Below are 24,644 nucleotides of genomic sequence, written 5' to 3' on the forward strand. Positions count from 1 at the left end.
CTCTCTCCTAACTACGCACCTCTCCAAGCACAAAGTCAGGAAAATTATATATACCGGTAAATGATGAGCGCCACTGCCACGCCGATGATACTGGCCATGGTAATCTTGATGGTCAGTCCGAAGGTGATAACCAGGATGCCGAAATTAATTACCAGAGGCGAATCCAGGCCAAAGGATTGTCCGAAATTCAGCCAGTTCAGCCACGAAATCCCTTCTGCCAGCTGTCCCATAAAGCCTCCCAGAACAATGCCTGCCAGCAGCATGATTAAAAGTATCCAGAAATTCTTGTAATGCATGTGTCTTATCCTCCGGTCGGTCAGGCCGGTCCCTGGCCGCCGGGCCGGGGGTACAGCCTAATTAATATATATTACCATAAGTTTCCTGGGGTGTCATCTTAAGATTTTCAAAACCCCGTCATCCAAAAGCTGCTGCAGAGATTTAAGTATTCCCAGCTTGGCGTGATACCAGGTCAGTCCTCCCTGGAAATACACGGCGTAAGGCGGCTTAATGGGACCGTCAGCTGACAGCTCTATGGATGAACCCTGGACAAAGGCGCCGGCTGCCATGATGACAGGGCTGTCATATCCCGGCATATCCCATGGTTCAGGCGTCACATAGCTGTCAACCGGCGCTGCTGCCTGGATTCCCTTGCAGAAGGATATGACTCCCTCCGGCGTTCCGAAGGTAATGGCCTGGATGATGTCATGGCGGGATTCACTGCCGTCAGGAACCACGCCGCAGCCTAAGCGTTCATAGATATTAGCTGCAAATACAGCGCCTTTCAGGGCTCCCGATACCACCACGGGGGAAAGAAAGAGTCCCTGGTAGAGCTGCTGGTTCAGTCCCAGGCTGGCGCCCACCTCCCTGCCCAGTCCGGGAGCGCTTAAGCGGTAGGATGCCCGGTCAATGCAGTCCTTTCTGCCCACGATATAGCCGCCGATGGGAGCCAGGCCGCCGCCCGGATTCTTAATCAGGGAACCTACAATCATGTCCGCTCCCACGTCCGTCGGCTCCAGGGTTTCCACAAACTCGCCGTAGCAGTTGTCCACCATACAGATAACCTGGGGCTTTATATTCTTGATGAAGGAAATCAATTCCCCAATCCGCTTTACAGACAGGGTGGGCCGGGTGGCATATCCCTTGGAACGCTGGATGGTCACCAGCTTTGTCTTTTCATTTAAGGCTGCTGCAATGCCCTCATAGTCAAAGGAACCGTCCTCCAGCAGGTCCACCTGGCGGTAGACCACCCCGTATTCCTTAAGGGAGCCGGCGGAATCCCTGATTCCTATGACTTCCTCCAGCGTGTCATAGGGCTTGCCCACAGGCGACAGAAGTTCGTCGCCGGGACGCAGGTTCCCTGACAGGGCCACGTGAAGAGCATGGGTGCCGCTCATAAGCTGGGGGCGTACAAGCGCGCTCTCGCCGTGGAATACGCTGGCATACACATCCTCCAGGGTATCCCGGCCCAGGTCATTGTAGCCATATCCGGTGGTGGCGGCAAAGTGTATGTCGCTGACACGGTTGTCCTGCATTCCTTTTATAACCTTCATCTGGTTGTATTCCGCCACTGCATCAATGGCCTCAAAGCGTTCCTTCAGCGCCTGTTCGGTCTCTGCTGCAAATTCCCTTACCTCCCGGCTGATGCCAAGGCTTTCATACATCTGGTTCATTTCATTTATATCCATTGGTTCATAATCCTCCGTTTTCCGGTTTGTTATTGTAGCACGATTCCCTGTTTTTCGCAATCCTCTAATATTCGGTCCAGGACGTTGGACACATCCCCTCCGAAATCAGGCAGGTTCAAAAAGCGCACGTCCCGCTCCCGTTTGAACCAGGTCAGCTGGCGTTTGGCAAAATGCCTTGTATCCCGTTTCAGTACATATACAGCCTCATCCAGGCTGCATATGCCGTCCAGGTAATCCAGCATTTCCTTATATCCCAGACCCTGCATGGAGGTATGGCCTCTCCGGCAGCCCAGCTCTTTTAATGCCTTTACTTCCTCCACCAGTCCCTGCTCCATCATCAGGTCAACCCTGCGGTCGATTCTCTCATAGAGCAGGGAACGGTCCGTATTCAGGACATAATAGAGGAAGTTGTAGGGGGACTCCTTCTCACGCTCCTGCTGGTTATGGAGGGAAATCTTCTCCCCTGTCAGGCGGAAGTATTCAATGGCCCGTATGACCCGTTTTATATTGTTGGCATGAATCTGGCCGGCTGCCTCCGGGTCCACCTGGCAGAGCATGGCGTGAAGGACCTGAGGCGCCCGCTCCCCCTCTCTCTCAGCCAGGGCTTCCAGTTCCCTGCGGATAGGGCTGCTGTCCTCATTTTCCTTAAAATCAATGTCGTAGAGCAGGGCCTGTATATAGAAGCCGGTTCCCCCGGCAATGACGGGGATGCGGCCGTGGCCGTATATTTCTCCCAGGGCCTCCTTTGCCATCTGCTGGAAGGTAACCACGTTAAAAGGTTCCCGGGGGTCCAGCACGTCGATGAGATAATGGGGAACGCCGTCCATTTCCTCCGGAGTTACTTTGGCAGAGCCGATATCCATGTGCCTGTATACCTGCATGGAATCCGCACTGATGATTTCCCCGCCAATGGCCTTTGCAAGGCGGATGGAAAGGGCGGTTTTCCCCACTGCGGTGGGTCCTGTGAGGACAATGAGCGGCTGCTTCATATGATAAAAGCTCCTTTCAGACAATGCGTTTAAATTTTTTCTCCAGCTCATACTTGCTCATGGAGATAATGGTGGGTCTGCCGTGGGGGCAGGCATAGGGATTTTCCAGGTCCAGAAGCTGGTCAATAAGCACATTGGCCTCCTGGAAGGACATGGTGTGATGCCCTTTGACAGCTGCCTTGCAGGACATGGATGCCACCTTTTCATATATAATGTCCGGGTTATGTACCGATATATCCTCTGAGAGCCCGTCAATCATCTCTGTCAGCAGTTCTTTCTTGGCAATGGAAAACAGGTTGGCAGGCACGCCGCGCACCGCATATTCCCTGCCCCCAAAGGGTTCTATCTCAAAACCGATTCCCGCGAAATAATCCATGTATTTCTTCAGGAGCAGTTCTTCATTCATGTTCAGTGTAAGAATAATGGGCGGGTCCACCATCTGCATATCATACTGCCGTGTTTTTAAGGACTTTATGGTGTTTTCATAGAGCACCTTTTCATGGGCAGCGTGCTGGTCAATGATGAACAGCTGCTCGTTATACTCCACCATCCAGTATGTGTCAAACAGCTGGCCGATAAGCTTATGCTTCAGCCTGGCCTTGGGGTCCAGAAGCTTGCCGTCAAACAGGTCCAGCTGTTCCGGCTGGATGGGGGTGGAACTGCTGCTGTCACCAATGCCGGTCTCCTTTCCCGGGTCCTGATTCCCTGTACCATGTGTTCCCTTTAAAGGATTAAGGGAGGCCGGAGGCATGGAATGTGTTTCCTGGTCCTTTCTTCTCTCCTTCAGCCAGTCAGGCATCCGTTCGCTGACAAAAGAGGGTCTGGGCGGGGCCTGGCGGGCATAAACAGAGCCGGCGCCGGGTGAAGGGCCGCCGTGCTGGGCTGTGCCGCTGCTGCCGGAAGTTTTCTGTTCCAGGTTTTCCCTTCTGCGGACCTCGAAGGGCTCCGGGCGGGGAGCCAGCTTTTCCGCCAGCTGTCTGGCTTCCTTTTCCTGCTTTTCCTCCAGGCTTACCTGGGGAATCAGCTCCTTGTGGGCCAGGGCACTGCTGACAGCCCGCAACACTGCGTTGTACACCCTCTCACCGTCGGCAAAACGCAGTTCCATTTTGGTGGGATGGACGTTTACATCCAGGGTATCCGGTTCAATGTGGAAATGCAGCATGGTAAACGGATACTTGTGCTGCATCATGTAGGGCTTGTACGCCTCCTCAATGGCCCTGGATATGATGGTGCTCTTGATATACCGGCCATTGATGAAATAATTCTCGTAATTCCGGTTGGACCTGGCTATGACCGGCTTGCCTGTAAATCCGGTCATCGTAATCCAGTCCTCCTTGATTTCCACCGGGAGAAGGTTTCCTGCAATCTCCCTTCCGAATACAGTGTATATCAGGTCCTTCAGGTTATGGTTGCCTGAGGTGTAGAGCTTGTTTTGGTTGTTCTGTATGAACCGGATGGAAATATCCGGGTGGGAAAGGGCAATCTTCTCTACCAGAGCAGCCACATGGGCGCCCTCTGTCATGGGAGTCTTGAGGAATTTTTTGCGCGCAGGCGTGTTGTAGAACAGGTTGCGGGCAATGATGGTAGTTCCCTCAGGTGCGCCTATTTCCTCCAGTCCCTTTTCAATACCGCCTTCAATCTGGTAACGGGAACCGGTAAGGCTGTCTCCCGTCTTTGTAATCAGCTCCACCTGGGCCACGGCCGCAATGCTGGCCAGGGCCTCGCCGCGAAAGCCCAGGGAGGATATGGTAAATAAATCCTCCACTGTCTTGATTTTGCTTGTGGCGTGGCGCAGGAATGCCAGGGGAATCTCTTCCTTTGGAATGCCCCATCCGTTGTCAGTGACACGTATCAGGGAACAGCCGCCGTCCTTGATTTCCACGGTTACGGCAGTGGCATGGGCGTCAATGGCATTTTCCAGCAGCTCCTTTACTACGGAAGCAGGCCGCTCAATGACTTCGCCGGCTGCAATTTTATTGATGGTACTTTGGTCTAAAACAGTTATGTTGGCCATATCCAGGTTCCTTTCTGTCTGTGCTCAGCCAAAAAGTATCTCTAAAAGCCGGCCCCAATCGCAGATGCCGGGGCCGGCTTTATCAGTTGCTTTTTACAGGTATATAATCCCTGACCTGTATCCACTTTACCGACTTGCCGGAACGCTCCGAGAGAAATGTCCGCAGGCCGTTTATGCAGACAGCGCCCATCTGTCTTTTGTCCAGCAGATAGCCGCCGTGGTCCATGGTATACAACACCAGGCAGCGCTGTGTCTCGCATATGTGTGATATCTGGCTGTATGCGTGGACCGCCCTGCCTCCGGACGTCCGGAAGTAATTCCGGTAGAATTCATAGGTCACCGTAAGGGGCTCGCCGTTTTTGACCAGAAAACGCTTCCATGCAGTATCCAGCTGCATCCGGTTGGAACGGTCTGAATTAAAGAGGCCGCTGCGGATGAACCCGGGTCCCAGGGTATGGACCAGGTATGCCAGAATCAGGAAAATAATGGCAGCGTTCAGGGTATGGAGAATGCCGAATATGCGCAAAACAATGGAACTTACACAGCCTGCGCGGCATATCCATAAAAGGACTGTGAATACAAGCCATACCCAAAGGGGGGCAGACGGATTCAAATGTTTATCCACGGAAACCATATGGTACAATGATTCCCGGTTCATCTTCATGTCAACCGTATAGCAGACGGACTGGGGCCCTGTCTGCTGGTCCTCTGTCTTCATATCAGATTCCTTTTCCTTGCTGCACCGGCGGCCTTTCGCCCCCAATACTGCATTACATCATGCAGTACGGTTTATCCCCTCTCTTTATATACAACAAAACCAGGTAAAACACAAGCTCTTTTTACAGAACCATAAACCGCAGCCTTATAAATCCATGAGCCCCTCCAGCACATGGACCTCCATGCGTCCCTGTTCCAGGTCCACATCCAGGATGCAGTCTCCGATGGCGGGAAGCATCAGTTCCTTTCCGTCCTTCATGGCAACCACATACACATCATTGGCCCCTGTTTCCAGCACGTCCTTAAGAGTGCCCAATTCCTCGCCCTGGTCTGATACCACAGCAAGTCCAATCAAATCTGTGATAAAGTATTCATCCGGCTCCAGCGCCACGGCCTGGTCCCTGGTAACCAGCAGGTCCTTTGATTTGTATTTTTCCATTTCATTTATATCGTCATGTCCCTTGAATTTCAGAATGACCATGTTCTTAAAGAATTTCACATGTTCGATTTCCATGGGAATCTGTTCTTTTCCAGTGTCAAGGATGACTTCCTTCAGCTCTTTAAACCGTTTGGCGTCATCTGTGGTGGGGAATACCTTTACTTCCCCTTTGATTCCGTGGGTGGAGGTTATGACTCCCACTCTCAGCATGTTTTCCATACACCTGTCACCTTTCTGTGATGCGTAATTTACCCGGCCGTATTTACCGGGCTATATATACCGGAACAAGTTCCGGGACAATAGTTCCGGAGCAATAAATGAACCGCCAGCCCAGCGGCCAGCGGTCCTTAACTTGTCTGCTTACTGAATCCAGCTTACTGAATCTCAACGATTACTTTCTTGTCTTCCTTGGATGCAGCGGCCTTGACAACGGAACGGATTGCTTTGGCAATCCTGCCCTGCTTGCCGATGACCTTGCCCATGTCCGCAGGAGACACCTTGAGCTCAATCAGGGTGTCCTCGCCCTTCATTGATTCGGTAACAACAACTTCTTCTGGGTTATCGACCAGTGCTTTCGCAATCACTTCGACTAATTCCTTCATCTTAACACCTCATTGACAACTACTGAATGCCGGCGATTTTTAAGAGCTTTCCTACGGTCTCAGTTGGCTGTGCACCTGTTGCTAACCACTTCTTAGCTGCTTCCTCGTCAAACTTGATGACGCTTGGTTCCCTGGTTGGGTCATAAGTACCGATTTCCTCGATGAACTTGCCATCTCTTGGAGACCTGGAATCAGCAACTACGATTCTATAGAAAGGAGCCTTCTTCTGTCCCATTCTTCTTAATCTCATCTTTACTGCCATGTGATTTCACCTCCTTGTGAATTGTTCTTATATTAGACATACAGGAGTATTCCTGTTTGACTAGCTTGATTGGTCTGCGGATGCATCATTTAAACACCTGTCCTAGAAGGGCATCTTCATCTTGCCGCCCAGCAGTCCTCCCAGACCACCGAATCCGCCTTTTCGTTTGCCGCCGCCCATAAGGCCGGGCATCTGCTTCATCATTTTCTTCATCTGGTCGAACTGCTTGACCAGACGGTTGACCTCGCTGACCTCCACACCGGCGCCTTTTGCAATGCGCTGTTTCCTGGAAGGGTTCATGAGGTTGGGATTGGCCCTCTCCTCTTTTGTCATGGAGAGGATGATGGACTCTACCCTGTGCATGGATTTTTCACCTTCGTCCATATCAGCGCCGGACAGCTGGTTTCCCATTCCCGGCATCATGGAAAGAATGCTTCCCATACCGCCCATCTTCTTAATCTGCTGCATCTGGGTCAGGAAGTCATTGTAATCGAATTCCGCCTTGCGCAGCTTCTGGCTCAGCTCCTTGGCCTGTTCTTCATCCACCTCGGCAGCTGCTTTTTCAATCAAGGACTGGATATCGCCCATTCCCAGGATTCTGGAAGCCATTCTGTCCGGGTAAAACTGTTCCAGGTCGGACAGCTTCTCGCCCATGCCAACATATAGAATCGGTTTGCCTGTGACTGCGCGGATGGAAAGTGCCGCACCGCCTCGGGTATCGCCATCCAGCTTTGTGAGGATGACACCGTCAATGCCTATCTTATCGTTAAATGTGCCGGCCACATTTACTGCGTCCTGGCCGGTCATGGCGTCTACCACCAAAATAGTCTGGCAGACATCCAGATTGTCCTTTATCTCCACCAGCTCATCCATCATGGTTTCGTCGATATGGAGACGTCCGGCCGTATCCAGGATAACCACGTTAAGGCCGTTCTTGGACGCGTGTTCCACTGCTGCTTTGGCAATGTCCACCGGCCTGTTCTTATTGCCCATGGAGAATACCGGAATGCCTACCCGGTCGCCGTTAATCTGCAGCTGCTCTATGGCAGCAGGCCGGTAGATGTCACAGGCAGCTAACAGGGGCTTGCGTCCCTTGGCCTTCATCTTGGCTGCAATCTTGGCCGTGGTAGTGGTCTTGCCAGCTCCCTGAAGACCGGCCATCATGATGATGCTGATTTCATTGGAAGGCTTTAGGGCAATCTCTGTTGTTTCGGAACCCATGAGCTTTACTAGCTCTTCGGTTACGATTTTCACTACAGTCTGTCCCGGGGTCAGGCTTCCGAACACGTCTTCGCCCACAGCCCGTTCCTGTACAGAACCGATGAACTGCTTCACCACGCGGAAACTTACATCTGCTTCCAGAAGCGCCATCTTGACTTCCTTCAATGCGGCTTTTACATCGGCTTCTGAAAGACGGCCTTTACCGCGAAGGTTTTTGAATACATTTTGTAATTTATCGGATAAGCTTTCAAAAGCCATGAAATAATCCTCCTAAGGCTGCACTGCTTACAATGAATCGCTCCATTAAAGCGTGCTGGTGATTTCCGCGGACAATCGCCGGATTTGGTCCACAAGGGCCATGTCCCTGGTGCGTATGCATTCATCAGAGAGACGTTCCAGCTCGCCGGCCATCTCCTTGACTTTCATAAACTTGGCTACCAGATGAAGCTTGGCTTCATAATCCTTCAGTATCTTGTCGCATCGTTTTATCAAATCGTGGACACCCTGACGGCTGATGCCCTGCTCCCCTGCTATCTCGCTGGGAGAAAGGTCGCCGAACACCACATCCTCGTATATCCTGCGCTGATGTTCTGTCAGCAGTTCTCCATAAAAATCATATAACAAACCCTGTTCCACAATCTTTTCCATTTCAACCACCTGTGATATCATACACGATAGAAAAAGGATTGTCAAGCATTTTTACTTGACAATCCGAAAAATCTAAAAAAGAATCAGTCGTCGGTTACTTCTATGGCCTCATAATCCTTAATGGTATATTTTTGCCCTCCAATCTTAACGGTGCCCGACTTTTTCAGCTTGCCATTTTTGTTCACGACCAGGAGGCAATTTTTATGCAGCCTGCTGCTGCCTTTTTCTGCAATCTCCAGACCGGGACCAATCTCAATGATTTTATAGGAACCATCCCGGCTCTCCAACCTCAGGCCGTCAAAGTCATACAGGCAGCCGTCAACAATCATGCCGGCGTAGGCCCTGCCGTCATTGCGCAGATAACAGTGGAATCTGTCCCCCTCGCATAGGAAGCTCTGTTTACCGGTCATCATCTGGCCTTCTTTGGACCCACTGTCTGCGTTAAAGTAGTAATTATAGCCATAATCCGGCGCTGTTTTATTGACGCCAAGAGTGGGGCCGCCTTCACAGTTAACGGATACTAAATAGTAATAGCCGGTCATCATCCTGCCGTTCTCATCAAATAGATACGTCTTTCCATGAATCACTTTTGCGGCCATGCCTGTCTCTGCTTCACCAAAGTATCCCCCATCGCCAAGCTCTTTTACAAAGCTATTGCCGGAAGAATCCCTTCCCTGGTCGTTGAAGGGCACGCCGTTCTTATCCAGATAGTACCAGCCCTCTTCACCAGACTCATCCTTATCCTCCGGACCATACCCATAGTACCATCCGCCTTCCAGACTGCCTTCCTCTTCCCTGTACCGGGCATTGCTGTCATCAGGTAAACTATCGGGGATGGCCGGCCGGCCGGAGAGCCATTTATCCTGCATGACGCCATCCTCATCAAAGGTATAGTAAGAACCGTCAATTTTCTTTCTGGTATCCCTGTATGCTTTTCCGCTGCCGGGATTGAAGTAAAACCATTCCTCCGAATCATCAGACCCCGATGCGTCATCTCCGGGTTCCAGGTTCTGCCAGCCGGTACGGGCCCATCCCTCATCTCCTGTCCCTAAATAGTACAGATTATCATCACCGTCATAGGACTGCCAGCCGGACAGCATCTGGCCGTCCTCATCAAATATGTAATACCTGCCGTCAATCTTTTTTTTCGTATCCTGGTACGAGATGCCGCTGGTTCCAAAATAATACCAATAGGTACCGGGTTCATTTTTATGGGATTCCAGATTCTGCCAGCCAATATGGGCCCATCCTTCGTCTGCGGTGCCCAGATAATACAGATTGTCATTATTTCCATAAGGCTGCCACCCGGATAGCATATGGCCATTTTCATCGAAGATGTAGTATTTTCCATCAATCCGTTTCCTAATATTCCTATATGCCTTACCTTTGGAACCGAAATAGTACCAGGCCGTGGCGGCCTGCGTTCCCACCTGGCTGTTGTCATCGGATATGGATACCCACTGGTTCACCGCCTTTACCCCATTTATATCCACATAGTACAGGTCCCCGTCAGTTTTAATCAGACATTCAGTAGCCATCTCACCCTTCTCATCCAGGTAATAATAGGAATTGCCATGCCTTATCCAACTGTTTGTTATATAGTCTCCACTTTGGCCGGAATATCTCCACGTGCCGTTTTCTTCCGCCCACCCGGCGGCGTAGGACGCAATGTCCATAGTGATGCAACATGCAAGCAAAACACATATTGCCGCGGGATATTTCATTTTTCTTGTATTTATACCCATCTCTGTACCCTCTCTTTCTCCTGCCGCAGCAGACCGCCTGGTTATGCGGGGCTGAAAATGAACAAATCTGTTCATCTTCCTTAAAACGCCGAAATGCAGACACGCTTATCACGGGTCTGCATTTCCAACTGTCTCTATATACCTTTATTATATTCAATTTTTCAACACTTGGCAAGGAGAATCATTCTCTGTTCTCTCCTTTTTCGCGTCTGCTCAGAGGCGCCCGAAGGCAATATACATTTCCATAGCCTGTTTTCGGTTCTTATCCGTCATGTCACTGGTAATACACATTTTTATTTACAGATATAAACAGCAGGGCAGCAATGAAGCATCCTATAATAAGCATCCGGTATATCCCGGAAAAACGGGCTCCAAACTGGCTGTCAATAAGGCAGAACAGGATACTGCCGAATATCAGTATGGTGGGCAGCAGAACAAAAAACAGATACTTTCCTTTTGAAACACCGTGGGGAGGAGGCGTACACCGGGTCAGCTTTATGAGAGGCAGCCTGGCCAGGCGGAAACAGGGACCAAATGTGAAGGAAGCCTGGTAGGCAATTCCCTCCAGCCGGACCAGGGCATAGGTGAATTCCAGCCGGATGGTCTCATAATCCAGATTCCGTTTGGCTGCATAGAGGGCTGTCTCCCGGGCAAAGTCCTCCGGCGACAGAACTTCCCCTTCAGGTTCAAAATAGATGAACTGGGAGTGGAGTTCCTTCTGAAACATCCTCCAGTCTTTCCGTATATCCTCAAGCCAGGTATTCCTGCCGTTGTCATGGCTGATTTCCTCCAGGCAGCTTTCCACAATGGAAGGTTTCAGTGTCTGCTGCTCTTCCAGTCTGGTACACATCTGTTCCAGCTTCTTTAACTGCGACATCTCACCGTCAATCCGGTCCAGTCGCATACGCATCAGCTCCCTTAAGGCCAGCCTTCCCTCAAAATATCCGCGTATATCCCGGATGGGGATGCCCAGCTGCCGCAGGAAACGGATTTCCAGAAGACGCTCTATGTCCTCCTCGCTGTAATCCCGGTAGCGGTTTCCCTCGGTGCGCCGGGGAGCCAGAAGTTCCTCGCTCTCATAGTATCGTATATTCTTCCGGTCCAGGCCTGTACGGGCTTCGGCTTCTTTCATCTTCATATGCTCATCTCCTTTCTGTTTCTAATCTGATTGTAAGGTATCCAGCAACTGTACAGTCAAGGGAAATGAGCAAAAATATCTTATTTTAATTTCGACTCGATGAATTCCACCACGGATTTTCGTTTCAGCACTGACAGCTTGTAGGATTTTCCTCCGTTGACGGTTATTTTGATTCCTGTGGGCAGGAACTGGAGCAGGGGGCCCACATTGCAGGTGCGGACCTGTTCAATGTCGCAGTAAGGGATGTCCAGGGCAGCCGCAAAACCTCCCCTGAAAATAATCCGTTCATTTGTAAACCAGTATGTGCCTGTCTTCTGGCTGTACATACACAGGGTCTTTTCCCAGTAATCGCCTTTCAGCTCTTTTTCAACAACTTCTCCTTCATGCAAATCCAATTCAACGGCCATGTTATGAATCCTCTTTTCCTAATTGTATAATTAATTGCGCATTATATCATTATACAATATCTGGGAAGGAATTGATATACAAAAAAGGGAAAACAGTTCAGTTTTCCCTTTCAAAGACAATTTCATAATTGCTGTTGCCTGTCAGCACCCTTTTTTCACCGGAAGGACTTATAATCTGGACCAGACGCCATCCCTGGGCAGACTCCTTCCGGATAATATCTTTACACTTTTCAATTGTTTCAACATTGCCATTTTTCAGATTTCCGTCAAATGGAACTTCCACAAAATTATATTCATATTTACCCATATCCATAGCTCTTTCTCTTTTGATATTTGCGTTTATTATAGCGCCTGATATCATAAAGATGCTATTAGAATTTATAAAGGGCATATAAAGATTGTATATAGATTCAGGAATAATTCTTATTATCGGTCGCAGAGAGGTTTGTAATCCTCTTCCTTCATGATGCTTGTATAGGCAGGACGGATGATTTTATCCATATTAATCAATTCCTCGATGCGGTGTGCGCTCCATCCCACAATTCTTGCTATTGCAAAGATTGGAGTGAACATTTCTTCCGGAATATCCAGCATGCTGTATACAAATCCGCTGTAGAAATCCACGTTGGCGCTGACGCCCTTGTAGATTCTGCGTTCCTCGGTGATTACCTTGGGACCCAGCTCCTCAATCATGGAATAGAGGGCAAATTCTTCCATGCGGCCCTTTTCCTCTGACAGCTGGCGTACAAAGCGTTTGAAAATCTCGGCACGGGGGTCTGACTTGGAATATACGGCGTGGCCCATTCCGTAGATAAGGCCCTTGCGGTCAAATGCCTCTTTGTGAAGCAGCTTCTTCAGATAAGATTCCACCTCTTCCCTGTCCGTGATATCCTTTACCTCGCTCCTTAAATCCTGCATCATTTCCACTACCTTGATGTTGGCGCCGCCGTGCTTGGGGCCTTTTAAGGAAGCCAGGGCCGCGGAGATGACAGAATAGGTGTCCGTGCCGGAGGATGTAACCACATGGGTGGTAAAGGTGGAGTTGTTGCCGCCGCCATGCTCCATATGCAGGATTAATGCCAAATCCAGTACATGGGCCTCCACCTGTGAGTACTGCATGTCAGGCCTCAGAAGACGCAGCAGGTTCTCGGCCGTGGACAGATTCTCGTCCGGGCGGTGTATGTACATGCTTCCGTCTCTCTCATAATGGTTAAAGGCATGATAACCATAGACTGCCAGCATGGGCATTACGCTTATAAGCATCATGCACTGTCTGAGCACGTTGGGAACGGAAATATCCCAGGCCTTCTCATCATAGGAAGCCAGGGTAAGAATACTCTTACTCAGGGATATCATCATGTCTTTTGTGGGTGCTTTCATTACTACATCTCGGACAAAATTTGTGGGAAGTGTACGGCTGAATGCCAGGCTTTCTTTAAATTTTGTAAGCTGTTCCGCATTAGGAAGTTCTCCGAACAGAAGCAGGTATGCAATCTCTTCAAAACCATAACGGTTCTCTCTCACTACCCCGCCAATCAAATCATAGATATTATAACCTCTGTAAAATAGTTTTCCTTCGCAGGGGACTTTAACACCATCCACTACTTTGTTGGCTTCGATTTTGGACACCTTCGTCAGTCCCGCTACCACACCGTTTCCGTTTTTGTCACGGAGTCCGCGCTTTACGTCGTACGATTCATACAGCTCCAAATCAATCCTCTCATCACTCAGACAAATGTCTGACCACTGGCTCAAGTTGTCCATAAATTCCTTTGTTTCAATCATGCAAAACCTCTCCTTTCGAATGTTTGATTTTCTCTTATAAAATTCCTCCTGTAAAAGTGGTATTTTTACTATTTTATTCCATTTTTAAGATTTTTGCAAACTTTTTTTACTTTTTTGTATAAATATAAGATTCCGTGTCCTGCATCAGCTCTGCAAAACGCTCCCGTTCAAATTCCTGGATGGAGATGGATTTCTTGTTGGGATTGGCAAATACAAAGGTCTTGTCCACGTTTTCCACGTAGTTCTGGATTTTGTCATTGGTTGCACTGATAATGGCCTGGAATCCCAGTCCGCGGATGAGCTCGATACAGCTGGCCACTTTCTCCCCGTCCATTTTGGAAAAGGCTTCATCCAATACCACCAGACGGATGGTTGGGCTGCGCTCCACCTTGGATGGGACGTTGATGCGGTAGGCCTGGGCAAAGCTGGCCAGAAGGGCCACATACAACGGGTTCTGGCCCTCTCCGCCTGAATTCTTTTTAATCATTTTGCTCAGTCGGATTTTTATAACCTCGTCCTTGTTCTGGATGAGCTGCTGCATATCAAAGGACAGATAGGTGCGGTAATCCGAATACTTATCCATGTTCCGCCTGGCCTCGTCCATCTGCTCCGGTGTGGCGTTTTCCGGGGGGATAAAGATGCTTATGAGTTCATTCATCAAATCCCCGTACTGCTTTTCATGTTCAATGGTAAACAGGTCCATCTGGTTTTCATAGGAATAGTTCAGGTCAGCCGGATTGATGTCCAGGGAGTCATCCATGAACATATCATAGAAACGGCCGTCCGGACCTTTATTGCGGCCAATGACGAACTGGTATTTATCCTTTCCGAAATCCAGGCGGCTGATAATGCGGTTCAGCTCATCCTTGCGAATCAGCGCCTCCCGGATGGCGCTGCGGATTTTATACATGAAGTCATCCTGGAAATGCTCTACCGCGGATTTGGCCTGTTCCGTGGCTTTTTGCTTGTATTCTTCCAGATTATCACATTTCAGTGCGTCAAGAAGGCGGTCATAGACAGCGTTATCCCTGGCGTTTACCGGGAAATTGCGGTTGGGATAGCTTCTGATATAGCCGGCCCTGACAGACAAAAGCTCCTGGAAGGCTGCTTCCCTGGCCTCAGTGAGTCTGCTGCATCTGGCAGCATAGGTATCCTTCTCCCTGTCATAGCGCACATTATCCCTGGCTGAGAGATAGGCTGCCAGCTCATTGTCATAGTCCGTATTCCGTACCAGCTCCCGTTCCTTTGCAGTGAGAATGGACTGGCTGTCAATGGACTTGCTCCGGTAGTCTTCTATCTCCCGCTCCTTGTCGCGGATGAGCACATTCAGGCTGTCCCTCTCCCGCTTTTTGCTGTCGCAGAGCGTGATGACTGCCTGGCGGTCCCGCTCCAGCTGGTCCACATTCTGTTCCTTTAAAAGCTCCAGCTTCTGCGTCAGCTTTTTCTTTTCCCGTTCTTTGGCCTTATAGCTGTTTATATCCTTCAGCCAGTCCAGGTATTCCTGGGGCTCGGCTGAGAGCCAGGGAAGGCCCAGGATTCTAAGGGATTCCCTGACCGTCTCTTCCAGGGGCTTTCTCTTTTCACCCAGGGAAACCAGTTCCTGTTCCAGAAGGCGGATACGTCTGCGGATGCTGTCCTTGCCAATATAGGCGAACTTGGTGTAGCTGTCCGGGTTAATGTGCTGCAGGCGGAAGGTGTGGTAGAGCATACAGCTGCTGGTGATGCCGATACGGCATTCCCTCAGTTCATCTATGGTACTGCACTTGATGACCTTTCCGAGCAGCAGGTCCATATAGGGTCCTAAGTAGGATTCCCGCACAGTCACTTCCTCTGAGAGAGCGCCTTTTAGTACCTGGGGCTGGTTCCGGGATGCTTTTTCCGTGTCCAGCACAGCTACATTGTAATATTCCTTTTTATCCAGTTCACCGTAGATTTCCAGGGCGGTCCCGGCATATTTAGGCGCCACCACCAGATTTAACTTGTTGTTTCCAAGGTAGCCCTCCACTGCGCCCCGCCACTCGTCCCTTTTTACATCCAGAAGGTCGGCCAGCACATGCACGTCCACGCTTTTACCTGTTTCCTCCAGAAGGCGGCGCTGGATGTAGCTCCTGGCATTTTCCAGGTATTTGGGATAGGCTTTGCTGCCGGAACGAAGTTTTTCCAGCTCATCCTTTGTCTGCTTTTCCAGCTTTTTGAGTTCCCTGACAGCGGAGGAAGCGTCCTGATGCTGTTTTTCCGTATCTGAGCGCATGGATTCCATGGATTTTCTCAGGCGTTCCAATGTCTCCAAATCAATGGTGCGGTTTTCAAATTCCTCTATATCCCAAAGCGTCTGGTTGGAGGTGATATCCTCTTCTTCCCAGCGTTTCAGGGCTGCCGTGGTCTGCTGCCATCGGGCCTCGCTTTTTCCCAGCTGTTCCAGCAGCTCATTCAGGCTTTTAAGCTGGTTTTTAAGGTCCTCATATCCGGTGGAGGCAATGCGCCGCAGCAGCTCGTCACTCTGCCGGGTCAGTTCAATGATTTGTTCATCCACCGAGCCTCTGGCCTGTTTTTGTTTTTCCAGGTCCTCCCCTGCCAGCCTGACCTTGTCAGCCAGGGTGCGGACCTCTGACTGAAGCTGAAGAATCTCCAGTTTCTGCACAAAGTAGGAGCATTTTTTGATTTGCAGTTCCTTTTCTTCGTAGCTTTGGAATCGGTCCTTAATCTGCTTCAGGGATTCAATCTCCGCACAGGTATCCTCGATTTTTTTCCGCATCCGGCCGTACTGCATCACGCTTTCCTGCATGTCCTCAATATGGATGTCCTGCTCCATGCAGATATATTCCTTTACAAAATCCTCCAGCTTAATGTTCATTCTGAACGGGATGGCCCGTTTAAACAGAAGGGGGAATTTTTCGGGGTCCAGGCCGCCCAGATAGGAGTCATAGAGTATCCGGCGGAAACGTTCGTTGTGGGAGGTCAGGAAATACTCCTCCCTGCTGTAATTCGTCTGAAGGTATTCCTCTGTCTCTGCGATGGACATGGTCCGCTTTCCGCCCCTGTATCCATTGTCCCACATGGGGCCCTTGTGCCAGAAGAAACGGCGGGATATTTCATTGGTGGCAGTTTCCACGTCAAAAACGATTCCCACGCACTGGCACTGGCCTGTATCGCTGCGTTTCAGCTCCAATACAATGGTGGAGGAAAAATTCTGGTTGCGCAGATAGGAAAACTCGTTGTTATCGCCGATGTTTACCATACCTCTTAGATATTCTATCAGGCTGCGGTCAGAGTCATCGGCTGCCGCCTTGTTGAAGAAGCCCCGGCCGTCCGTGTTGGCGTAGAGCACAATCTGCATGGCGTCTATGACCGTGGATTTGCCGCTGCCGGAATGCCCGGTGAAAAAGTTGATTTCATCGTTAAAGGACAGGGTCCTTTTTGTTATGTAGTGCCAGTTATTCAAACATATCCTGGAAAGGGCGAGAAAACGCTCGTTTGCTATCTTCTGTTCCATGGTTCTCCTTCCTCTGATGTCATTTCTTCCTCTGTTAATCCCTCATCTGCTCCATCCGCGCCTTCCTCCTCCAAATCAGCCTTCATTTGGATTCCGTTATCACCTGCATCCTCCTCAAAGGATGCCAAAAGCCGGCGCACATCGTCTCCCATGAGCACCACGTTGATGCAGGGATAGATAATCATGCGGCTTTCGCTTTTTAAATCCTCCATCAGGTCCAGGGGTTCAATGACCTGGTATTTTTTCAGAAGGGTGACTGCCCGGCGGATGTCCGTGGCAGCGGGCTGCTTCCTGAACAGTCTGTAGCTGCCCAGTTTTTCATGGATTTCACGCAGGGAGGTATAGACATTGATGCTGGTGGAAACGCTTTCCATCTGTTCGTCGTAAATCAGCTTCAGGACCAGCAGATACAGGGTGGCAAGGCGGGGCAGCTTATCTCCCACCACGTTTTCCCCCTGGATGTACATAACTCCCATCTGGCTGTTTTCACGCAGCTCCACGCCGCTGATGGCAAAATAATGTTTGATGAATTCCAGGTGCTTGCTGCATACACGGTAGTCCCTGTTGTACTGGAATCTTCCGGTACGCTTGTCATATTTATGCTCCAGCAGGAAGGTCTGGCGCCATAGGAGACGGATGATTTCCGTTACCTCCGACTGCTCCGACTGCATCAGATTATCATAGTAGGGGATGCCGTTTCCCGCATATGCGGATGCCGGCGTTATGTCCGTCATGCTGTTTTCCAATTCCATGTTTTCCACTATCTCGTCCTCCTGACAAATACCAGCCGCGGGTAGGTATAGCCGCCGCATCGTACCATTTCCGAATCCTCCTCTTCCACCCTGTAGAGACTCTTTCTCCTGGTGGAATAGTCATAGGCCAGTATCAGTTTTTCAAAGTCCTGGTCTGAATGTATGGTTTGTTCGTCCACCACCATTTTCCCGTCCACCATGTTGTCTCCTATGAACGCTTCAATCTCCTTCTGGCTGTAACGGTTCCTGACCTTGTTCAGGTTCAGGACCTCCTCCATGGAAAGCTCCTCGGATTCTTCCTCATCCTTTAACTGTTCTGTAAAATCAGCCTTGGTTTTACGGCGTTTATACAGGGATTTTTCCGACAGCAGGGTCATCTGGGACAGATTCATCCTGGCGCCCACAGCTGTCAGTTCCTCATCCGGGCAGCCGTATTCCGACAAATGGTTCAGGAGTTTGATTACAAGCCCCTTCATATTGTCCTCCTGGTTTAACAGGTAATTGAGACGCGTGACCGTTGCCTTGACATAACGGGAGTGTTCCTTGTCCATATTGGAAATGCGGTGTTCAATATCGTCAAAACCACGCTCCAGCTGGTCCAGCTTTTCCACGATATCGTATTCGGTCAGGGGAGGCTTTTTCTGGCCCCTGGATGAGGCCGCGCTTTTGGCGCACATCTTATAAATCCAGGAACTGTCCTCCCGCATGGCGGCTATCCAGGATTTGATATCTGTTTTATAGAGATAAAAATTGTCCGAAGTCTTTAATATATGGTATTTCCGGTTGACGATTTCCGTCACATAACCTTCCAGATGCTCCTTTAACAGGGTCCCGTAACTTTTCTGTTCCAGCAGGCTGCCAAAAAACTTATCCATGTTGTGAAGCATGTCCTGAAGGGATTTGTTCAGTTTTTTTGTATTTACGAGAGCCGTATTTAGAAGGCTGACGCTGGAGCGGGGGTCATTTTTCAGAGAAAATAGAATGGCATAGACATTCTGAATATAAACCTGGGTCTCGTCCTCATCGTCGTTTGACAAACGGGAGAATGCCTCAATCATCACTGCGGCGTAATCCGGAATAACGATGTTGACGGTCATACTGGCGTAATCATCCACCTTGCGCAGCCAGCCGGTCCTGAGCAGCCAGTTAAGGACTCTGGTGGCAGGCGGTTCCAGTTCATCCCAGTCATCCTCAGTCTCATCCTGCCATATGACATATTTCTTCTGGGAGAAATATTCGCTTAAAAGCTGGATGCAGACTTCCCGGCTGAGAAAATAATTGCTGTACTCATACTCCTCATTGATTTTAAGAAGGGCTTCTATGTAAGTAGACCGGTTGACAGAGCGGAACAGGCTCCAGAACCGGTCTGGTATTTCATGCATCAGTATCATTTACAAACCTCCGTATTTCCCTATCATTATAACAGGAATCACCGGAAGTGACAATCAGAAATCCATTCGCCCCCATTCGTCCCGTCCTGGCCTGGCCTGCAAAGCCAGGTTTCCAGATATCCAAGAAGGACAGGCTGTATGTCCGGATAAGTCCAGTTTCCAGGCGGGTCCCGGAACAGTTCTGTGCGTTCTATTTCATACCCCTCCGGTATGGGACCCAGCTCTGTTATGCAGCCGTAATAGAGCATTCCGCAGCTTATTGCGGGAGCTTCCAGGCCGTCAAAGGCCTCATGGACTGAATAGGCGCTTACCGGCGTCAGGGTGAAACTGACTGCTCCGGTTTCTTCATACAATTCCCTGCGGGCCGTGTCTTCTATTGCCTCCCCCGGCTCCCTGTGGCCTCCGGGACACTCGTAGGTATCCCGCTCTCTGTGTTTGCAAAACAGCCATTTTCCCTGGTATCTGGATATAATGACTGCAAATTTCAGCAGGGAATCATCCGCTGTGTCGAGAAATTCAACTTCCGTCATGCAGCATTCTCCTTATTCAATATAGTTTATAGTTGGAAACAGCGATGATTTATTCACATGTCAAACCCAAGGTAAAAGAGCATTCCAATGAAAAAGAACAGGACATGCGGGAAAATGGAATAGGACAGCCGCCATATCCACAATGGGGCGCCCACAGGCAATGGAAGGGGGAAAAACAGCCACAGCATACAGAGCAGGTAGAGAACGGTAAACAGTCCTCCGGATACCAGGAGTTTTTTTCTCACAGATGGTTCGGATATCCCCACAGAGCCAGGCACATTCAGGACATGCATCAGGCTGATGGCAGCGCCTGCGCTTACAGGGGGTATGAGGCAGGTCTGCAGCAGCATATACGGCATGGAATTATAAGTCCGTGTCCTGAGTTCATCCAGATACCTGCCAAGTGCCGCCAGAATAAAATATAGGGCCAGTGTCAGGATGCCCCATGCAGCAGCCTTTACCAGATAGCGCCTTCTGGCGGCGGACCTGGTTTCCTCATCCTCACCCGCAGGCATCTGCCCGTATATGACAACAAGGATGTCGGTTCCAAAGGCGCCGGCCAGGGCTTCCAGCATATCCAGGCCCGGCTGGCTTCGTCCTGTTTCCCAATTGGACACGGCCTGGCGGGTAACATGAAGCTTCTGGGCCAGCTGCTCCTGGGACATACCCTGTTCCTTTCTTGATTTTACAATATTTTTTCCTACAGTGCTTTTCATAGTGATACCTCCCGGGACCATTTTATCATGGTCTGTCTTCTGCTTTTACATTACATGTTTTTGGTCCCGGTGTCACGCAATAATCGGTTGCATCCTTATGGATACAGCCTATTTTAAATGTTCCTCGCACTTAAGCATCCGTTCCTCATAACCGTCCAGCTTCCAGTCCAGTCTTGCCAGCACCTGGTTCAGCTCATGGATGCGGGCCACAATCTGCTCACGCTGTTCCAGCAGGAGGTTCTTCCTGGCCTGGATGGTGGAAGCGCCCTGATGGAACAATGTCACATAATCCAGCAGCGTTTCCACGGAAACGCCTGCGCTGCGCATACACTTGATATACTCCACCCAATGGCAGTCATCCTCCGAATAGTTGCGGATGCCGCCGGATGTACGCCCTACATGGGGAAGCAGGCCGATGCGTTCATAGTAACGCAGTGTATCGGCCGATATGTCATATTGTCTGCTGACTTCTGCTATGGTCAAACCTTCATCACCCTCCTTTGATGCTGCAATTTGATCAGTCAATGCACCTGAGTTCATATCTGCGGCTGCCAAGGCCATGGGTTTCAGCGGCTTCCACGGTATGAATCCCGTTTCTGGATTCCATGCGCTCTATCAGGGCTGCCTTTCCCTCATCCTCGGAAGCATACACCGCATCCACACACGCCTGGTCCAGGGCCACTGGGTCAGCGGATGCAAAAATGCCGATATCCTTCATCTCCGGGTCATGGGGATGGGCGTCGCAGTCACAGTCCACGGATAAACGGTTGGCCACATTGATGTATACTATGTTTTCACGGCCCATGTAGTCCATGACGGAGCGGTCCGCGTCTGCCATGGATTCCAGGAATGAATCGTGGTCCGCTGTAAACACATCCTCAAACCGGGTGCTGGTACCGGAGGAATGAATCCAAATCTTGCCGTACGAGGATGCCAGTCCAATGGACATGTTTTTCAAGGCTCCTCCAAAGCCGCCCATGGCGTGGCCCTTGAAATGTGAAAGCATGAGCATGGAATCATAATTTTGAAGATGGGTGCCCACATAATTCTCTTTCAGATGATAGCCGTCTGTGACTGGCAGGGGCATGTGGCCGTCCTCATCCAGGATATCACAGGGGGCAATGGCTGCGAATCCATGGTCCCGTATAGTCTCCCAGTGAGCCCTGGAAGTGTTCCTTCTTCCCTCGTAGGCAGTGTTGCACTCCACAATGGTGCCCTTTAGTTCCTGTACAAGGTTTCCGATAAGCTCCGGCTGCAGGAAGTTGTGTCCTCCCGGCTCACCTGTGGAGAGCTTTACGGCAACGCTGCCGGATAAAGCAGCGCCCAATGCGTGGTAAATCCGGACCAGGCTTTCCGGCGTGATTTCCTTTGTCATGTAAACAATAGACATAATGATAAGCCTCCTTGAAATGTTGTTGTCAGACCGCAGTCTGAATGGACTGTGATTCAGAATGTCCGGGACAGATAATCTGGGGCAGATAATCCCTGGGATTAGTCCGCGCAGTATGCTGAACCCCGGATATAATGAGAGTCTACAACTTAAAGTCAACTCCAAGTCAAGAGGTTTTTGTATATTTGTTTGTAAAATGTGACCGTCAGGTCCCGCTCTTTTCAATATCCCTGATATGGAATTTCACCACATCTGCCCCGCTGGAGTCTGAATCGCGCGTGACATCAATGGCAGCCTCCAGCCGCACATCTGCTTCCAGATACTGTGGCGCTGCCATTCCGTCCATTACAAAACCGGGGGTAAATTCCATTGTAACGGTTTGATTTGGCTCAAATGACACAAAATCAGTGTATATGACATCCCGGATACGGCTGCTGTCCAGGTCATCCAGGGGTAAGGATGCTAGTTTCTCCGACTCATCGTAGAATGTGACTGTATTTTTTTCTTTATCAAGTTTATAGGACAGACGCCGGGACAGCTGCTTTTCATAGTCCTCCGCCCGGAACTCATATGGCTCCAGATGTCCTGTATCATACCGCAGGAAGGCATAAAACTGGTCCCTGGACAGGGAAGTGCCTGTCATGGTATGGAAGGAAGCCTCCAATATGCCTTGCTCCTGGTTCCATCCGATTTTGGGAAGAATCAGCTGGGGAGAGGTATAGGAAATGGAGGGAAAGGAATTCATGTTGCCATCCCGGTCCAGGATGTAAATTCCCTTATAGAGATTTTCCGGTCCCACATAGCCGTAGATGCGGAATTGGTTCTGGGAAAGGGCTGATAAGAATACAACGCCCCGGATACCAGACCCGTTTCCAAGTTCTTCAAAGGAAAAGGGCTGAATCTCGCTCAGGGCAAATGCCTCTTCTGTTTTCAGGAATCCATCTGCTGTCCTGCCGGTATCTGCGGCTGCCTTGTCCGGGACCTTAAGGACTTCACCCGGGCTGTCTGCGGCTGCGGTACCGGCTGATTCAGCGGCTTTGCCTGTTTCTTCTGTCTCTGTTCCCGCTGTCTCCCATGTCCCGCTGTCACCGGTTACAACCCTGACGCCATAAATAGTATTATCATAATCACTCATGTGCACAAAGCCGTCAATGGGGTCCATGGCCGTGATATCATAAGTATCCTTTTCCGTGCCGGTGAGCATAATCCAGTGTACTGCCCCGCTTTTCCGCCTTACCTTTACAATGGGATACTTTTTTTCTGCCAGCAGGCGGTTGATGCTCTCGCTGGTACTGCTGCAGTCCAGCCGGACCCTGGCGCCGGGCAATGCCTGTTCCAGCTGTTTCCATACAATGGAGCCATGGTCGTTATAGACTTTATTTTCATTGAAAATCTGATTTAGCTCCCCTGGTGAAAAACTTTGTACCCCCTGAGCTGTCAGGGAGGCGGCGATACAGCAGGTCAGGCATCCGGAACTTCCCATGGTGTCTCTTGAGCTGCCAAGAGGACTGCTGCTCCAGCGTGTATCATGCTGGAAATATGAGCTATAGATTTTGTCATCCACAGCAGGCTCATAATAATCCATGCCGGCAATTACACTGCTGTTCTCCCTGTTCCTTGTCATAAAAACAGCCAGCGCTGCGGTTAGTACCAATACAGCAGCCAGGGCAGCTGCAATCAGGGCTCTGCCCCTGCCCGGCCTGTTGGTCTTATGCCTGCCGGGTTCTGTTTCCTGTCTTTGTTCTGTTTTCTCTTCTGTTGCTGGTTCCATGTGAAATCTTTATTCCTCCTTGCCTGCCTTTTTGCATGTTTCCGAAATGGACTGGTCCTGATAATGGTCTTTGCCAAAAGTATAGCAGGAGGAAAAGAAAAAGTCTTTGGGCACTCCTTACGATTTATTACGATTCCCGTACCAGTTGTCCCACTGTTCACGGCTTCCGTAAAACACATTCATGTCAATAAATGTCTCGTCTCCCTTATAGCCGTCCAGACGCTGCCGGTTTGTATACTGCCACAGCAGCCAGGGTTCGCCGTCCGTGCGGGGCTTTGTTTTCACATTGCGAATCCAGAGCGGATACCGGTCAAATCTTCCGCGGATGTAAAGATTCCAGGATTCCTCTGTGCAATAGATGACAGGGGCCATACCGTACTGTGTTTCCATACCTTCCAGCAAGGCTGCAAGCTCCTGCTCCACGTCCCTTGGATTGGGAGGGTTCGCGGCCTTGTCCCCGTAAAACTCCACGTCAACTGCCGGCGGAAGCATTCCGTCTCTGGCGGGCAGGCATTGGGTGAAATGCTCCAGCTGGTCTTTTCCGCTGCTGTCAAAACTAAAAAAGTGGTATGCTCCCACAGCCAGACCACTCAGGTGTGAACCGTACCAGTTCTGAGAAAATTTCTCATCCACATGGGAACTGCCCTCCGTTGCTTTGATATAAGCAAAATCAATGTCCTGCTGTCCCAGCACATCCCAGTCGATTTCTCCCTGATAATGTGACACGTCCACACCGCGTACCGGATACCGGGTCCTGGAGGGATGATTTAAAAGTATCCATCCGTTCCATACCAGGCAAACAAGGATGCCGGAAGCTATAGCTGCCAGGACAGCGAGCGCTGTCAGTATGCCAGTCCATCTGTATCTGAGTTTCATGTTTTATCCTGCTTTCCGGAACCTGTATCAGAATATTTTCGGAATTATCATAAGGTTCATCCCTTATTATTAT

Annotated in this window: 24 protein-coding genes; all 24 read right to left on the bottom strand. The window is 50.1% G+C overall.

The features are described from left to right. Window positions 1-44 precede the first annotated feature (44 nt). Entirely contained in the window at window positions 45-296 is a 252-nt protein-coding gene (locus I2H39_RS01085; RefSeq protein ID WP_002567735.1) for a DUF4321 domain-containing protein, read from the bottom strand. 93 nt (window positions 297-389) lie between these two features. Next, entirely contained in the window at window positions 390-1,685 is a 1,296-nt protein-coding gene (locus I2H39_RS01090; protein WP_138306988.1) for a methionine gamma-lyase family protein, read from the bottom strand. A gap of 29 nt (window positions 1,686-1,714) precedes the next feature. Then, entirely contained in the window at window positions 1,715-2,674 is a 960-nt protein-coding gene (gene miaA / locus I2H39_RS01095; protein WP_195625609.1) for a tRNA (adenosine(37)-N6)-dimethylallyltransferase MiaA, read from the bottom strand. A 16-nt stretch (window positions 2,675-2,690) separates the two neighbouring features. Continuing rightward, window positions 2,691-4,688 carry a DNA mismatch repair endonuclease MutL gene (mutL, locus tag I2H39_RS01100; protein WP_195625610.1) on the bottom strand — a complete coding sequence of 666 codons (1,998 nt, stop codon included), beginning with the start codon at window positions 4,686-4,688 and terminating at the stop codon, window positions 2,691-2,693. Between the two features lie 82 nt (window positions 4,689-4,770). Continuing rightward, the gene (locus I2H39_RS01105; protein ID WP_240305468.1) at window positions 4,771-5,451 is read right to left on the bottom strand and encodes a YcxB family protein; all 681 of its coding nucleotides are present in this window, start codon (window positions 5,449-5,451) and stop codon (window positions 4,771-4,773) included. A 99-nt stretch (window positions 5,452-5,550) separates the two neighbouring features. After that, a complete protein-coding gene (gene rimM / locus I2H39_RS01110; RefSeq protein WP_138306980.1) occupies window positions 5,551-6,063 on the bottom strand; it encodes a ribosome maturation factor RimM in 513 nt (170 codons plus the stop codon). A gap of 155 nt (window positions 6,064-6,218) precedes the next feature. Then, window positions 6,219-6,446: a KH domain-containing protein gene (locus I2H39_RS01115; protein ID WP_002567740.1), complete on the bottom strand. Its 228-nt coding sequence runs from the start codon at window positions 6,444-6,446 to the stop codon at window positions 6,219-6,221. A 19-nt stretch (window positions 6,447-6,465) separates the two neighbouring features. Beyond that, window positions 6,466-6,708: a 30S ribosomal protein S16 gene (gene rpsP, locus I2H39_RS01120; RefSeq protein WP_002583195.1), complete on the bottom strand. Its 243-nt coding sequence runs from the start codon at window positions 6,706-6,708 to the stop codon at window positions 6,466-6,468. 102 nt (window positions 6,709-6,810) lie between these two features. Further along, the gene (gene ffh / locus I2H39_RS01125) at window positions 6,811-8,187 is read right to left on the bottom strand and encodes a signal recognition particle protein (protein ID WP_195625611.1); all 1,377 of its coding nucleotides are present in this window, start codon (window positions 8,185-8,187) and stop codon (window positions 6,811-6,813) included. Window positions 8,188-8,232: 45 nt separating this feature from the next. Continuing rightward, on the bottom strand, window positions 8,233-8,577 hold the full coding sequence (gene ylxM / locus I2H39_RS01130) for a YlxM family DNA-binding protein (RefSeq protein ID WP_138306976.1): 345 nt from the start codon (window positions 8,575-8,577) through the stop codon (window positions 8,233-8,235). A gap of 83 nt (window positions 8,578-8,660) precedes the next feature. Further along, the gene (locus tag I2H39_RS01135) at window positions 8,661-10,397 is read right to left on the bottom strand and encodes a hypothetical protein (RefSeq protein ID WP_319638390.1); all 1,737 of its coding nucleotides are present in this window, start codon (window positions 10,395-10,397) and stop codon (window positions 8,661-8,663) included. A gap of 199 nt (window positions 10,398-10,596) precedes the next feature. Continuing rightward, window positions 10,597-11,460, bottom strand: a complete 864-nt coding sequence (locus I2H39_RS01140; RefSeq protein WP_195625613.1) for a MerR family transcriptional regulator — start codon at window positions 11,458-11,460, stop codon at window positions 10,597-10,599. 80 nt (window positions 11,461-11,540) lie between these two features. Beyond that, window positions 11,541-11,867: a PH domain-containing protein gene (locus tag I2H39_RS01145; protein WP_195625614.1), complete on the bottom strand. Its 327-nt coding sequence runs from the start codon at window positions 11,865-11,867 to the stop codon at window positions 11,541-11,543. Window positions 11,868-11,964: 97 nt separating this feature from the next. Next, window positions 11,965-12,228 carry a DUF4177 domain-containing protein gene (locus I2H39_RS01150; RefSeq protein WP_227146903.1) on the bottom strand — a complete coding sequence of 88 codons (264 nt, stop codon included), beginning with the start codon at window positions 12,226-12,228 and terminating at the stop codon, window positions 11,965-11,967. Window positions 12,229-12,293: 65 nt separating this feature from the next. Beyond that, window positions 12,294-13,652, bottom strand: a complete 1,359-nt coding sequence (locus I2H39_RS01155; RefSeq protein ID WP_138306967.1) for a citrate/2-methylcitrate synthase — start codon at window positions 13,650-13,652, stop codon at window positions 12,294-12,296. A 106-nt stretch (window positions 13,653-13,758) separates the two neighbouring features. Continuing rightward, entirely contained in the window at window positions 13,759-17,145 is a 3,387-nt protein-coding gene (locus tag I2H39_RS01160) for an SbcC/MukB-like Walker B domain-containing protein (RefSeq protein ID WP_195625615.1), read from the bottom strand. Beyond that, window positions 17,130-17,897: a DUF4194 domain-containing protein gene (locus tag I2H39_RS01165; RefSeq protein ID WP_207746761.1), complete on the bottom strand. Its 768-nt coding sequence runs from the start codon at window positions 17,895-17,897 to the stop codon at window positions 17,130-17,132. The genes I2H39_RS01160 and I2H39_RS01165 overlap by 16 nt, the downstream gene beginning before the upstream one ends. An 8-nt stretch (window positions 17,898-17,905) precedes the next feature. Continuing rightward, the gene (locus I2H39_RS01170) at window positions 17,906-19,288 is read right to left on the bottom strand and encodes a Wadjet anti-phage system protein JetA family protein (protein ID WP_195625617.1); all 1,383 of its coding nucleotides are present in this window, start codon (window positions 19,286-19,288) and stop codon (window positions 17,906-17,908) included. Window positions 19,289-19,326: 38 nt separating this feature from the next. Continuing rightward, window positions 19,327-19,818, bottom strand: a complete 492-nt coding sequence (locus I2H39_RS01175; protein WP_195625618.1) for an NUDIX domain-containing protein — start codon at window positions 19,816-19,818, stop codon at window positions 19,327-19,329. 53 nt (window positions 19,819-19,871) lie between these two features. Continuing rightward, the gene (locus tag I2H39_RS01180) at window positions 19,872-20,534 is read right to left on the bottom strand and encodes a helix-turn-helix transcriptional regulator (RefSeq protein WP_195625619.1); all 663 of its coding nucleotides are present in this window, start codon (window positions 20,532-20,534) and stop codon (window positions 19,872-19,874) included. A 108-nt stretch (window positions 20,535-20,642) separates the two neighbouring features. Next, window positions 20,643-21,017 (bottom strand): MerR family transcriptional regulator, encoded by a 375-nt coding sequence (locus tag I2H39_RS01185; RefSeq protein ID WP_195625620.1) that lies wholly within the window; start codon window positions 21,015-21,017, stop codon window positions 20,643-20,645. 34 nt (window positions 21,018-21,051) lie between these two features. Next, a complete protein-coding gene (locus tag I2H39_RS01190) occupies window positions 21,052-21,924 on the bottom strand; it encodes a DUF362 domain-containing protein (protein ID WP_195625621.1) in 873 nt (290 codons plus the stop codon). Between the two features lie 205 nt (window positions 21,925-22,129). Continuing rightward, the gene (locus I2H39_RS01195) at window positions 22,130-23,695 is read right to left on the bottom strand and encodes a hypothetical protein (RefSeq protein ID WP_195625622.1); all 1,566 of its coding nucleotides are present in this window, start codon (window positions 23,693-23,695) and stop codon (window positions 22,130-22,132) included. 117 nt (window positions 23,696-23,812) lie between these two features. Next, entirely contained in the window at window positions 23,813-24,571 is a 759-nt protein-coding gene (locus I2H39_RS01200) for a GH25 family lysozyme (RefSeq protein WP_195625623.1), read from the bottom strand. Between the last annotated feature and the right edge of the window lie 73 nt (window positions 24,572-24,644).

Origin of the sequence: Clostridium sp. 1001283B150225_161107_B6 (genome assembly GCF_015556325.1) — a bacterium.
Taxonomy (GTDB): Bacteria; Bacillota; Clostridia; order Lachnospirales; family Lachnospiraceae; genus Enterocloster.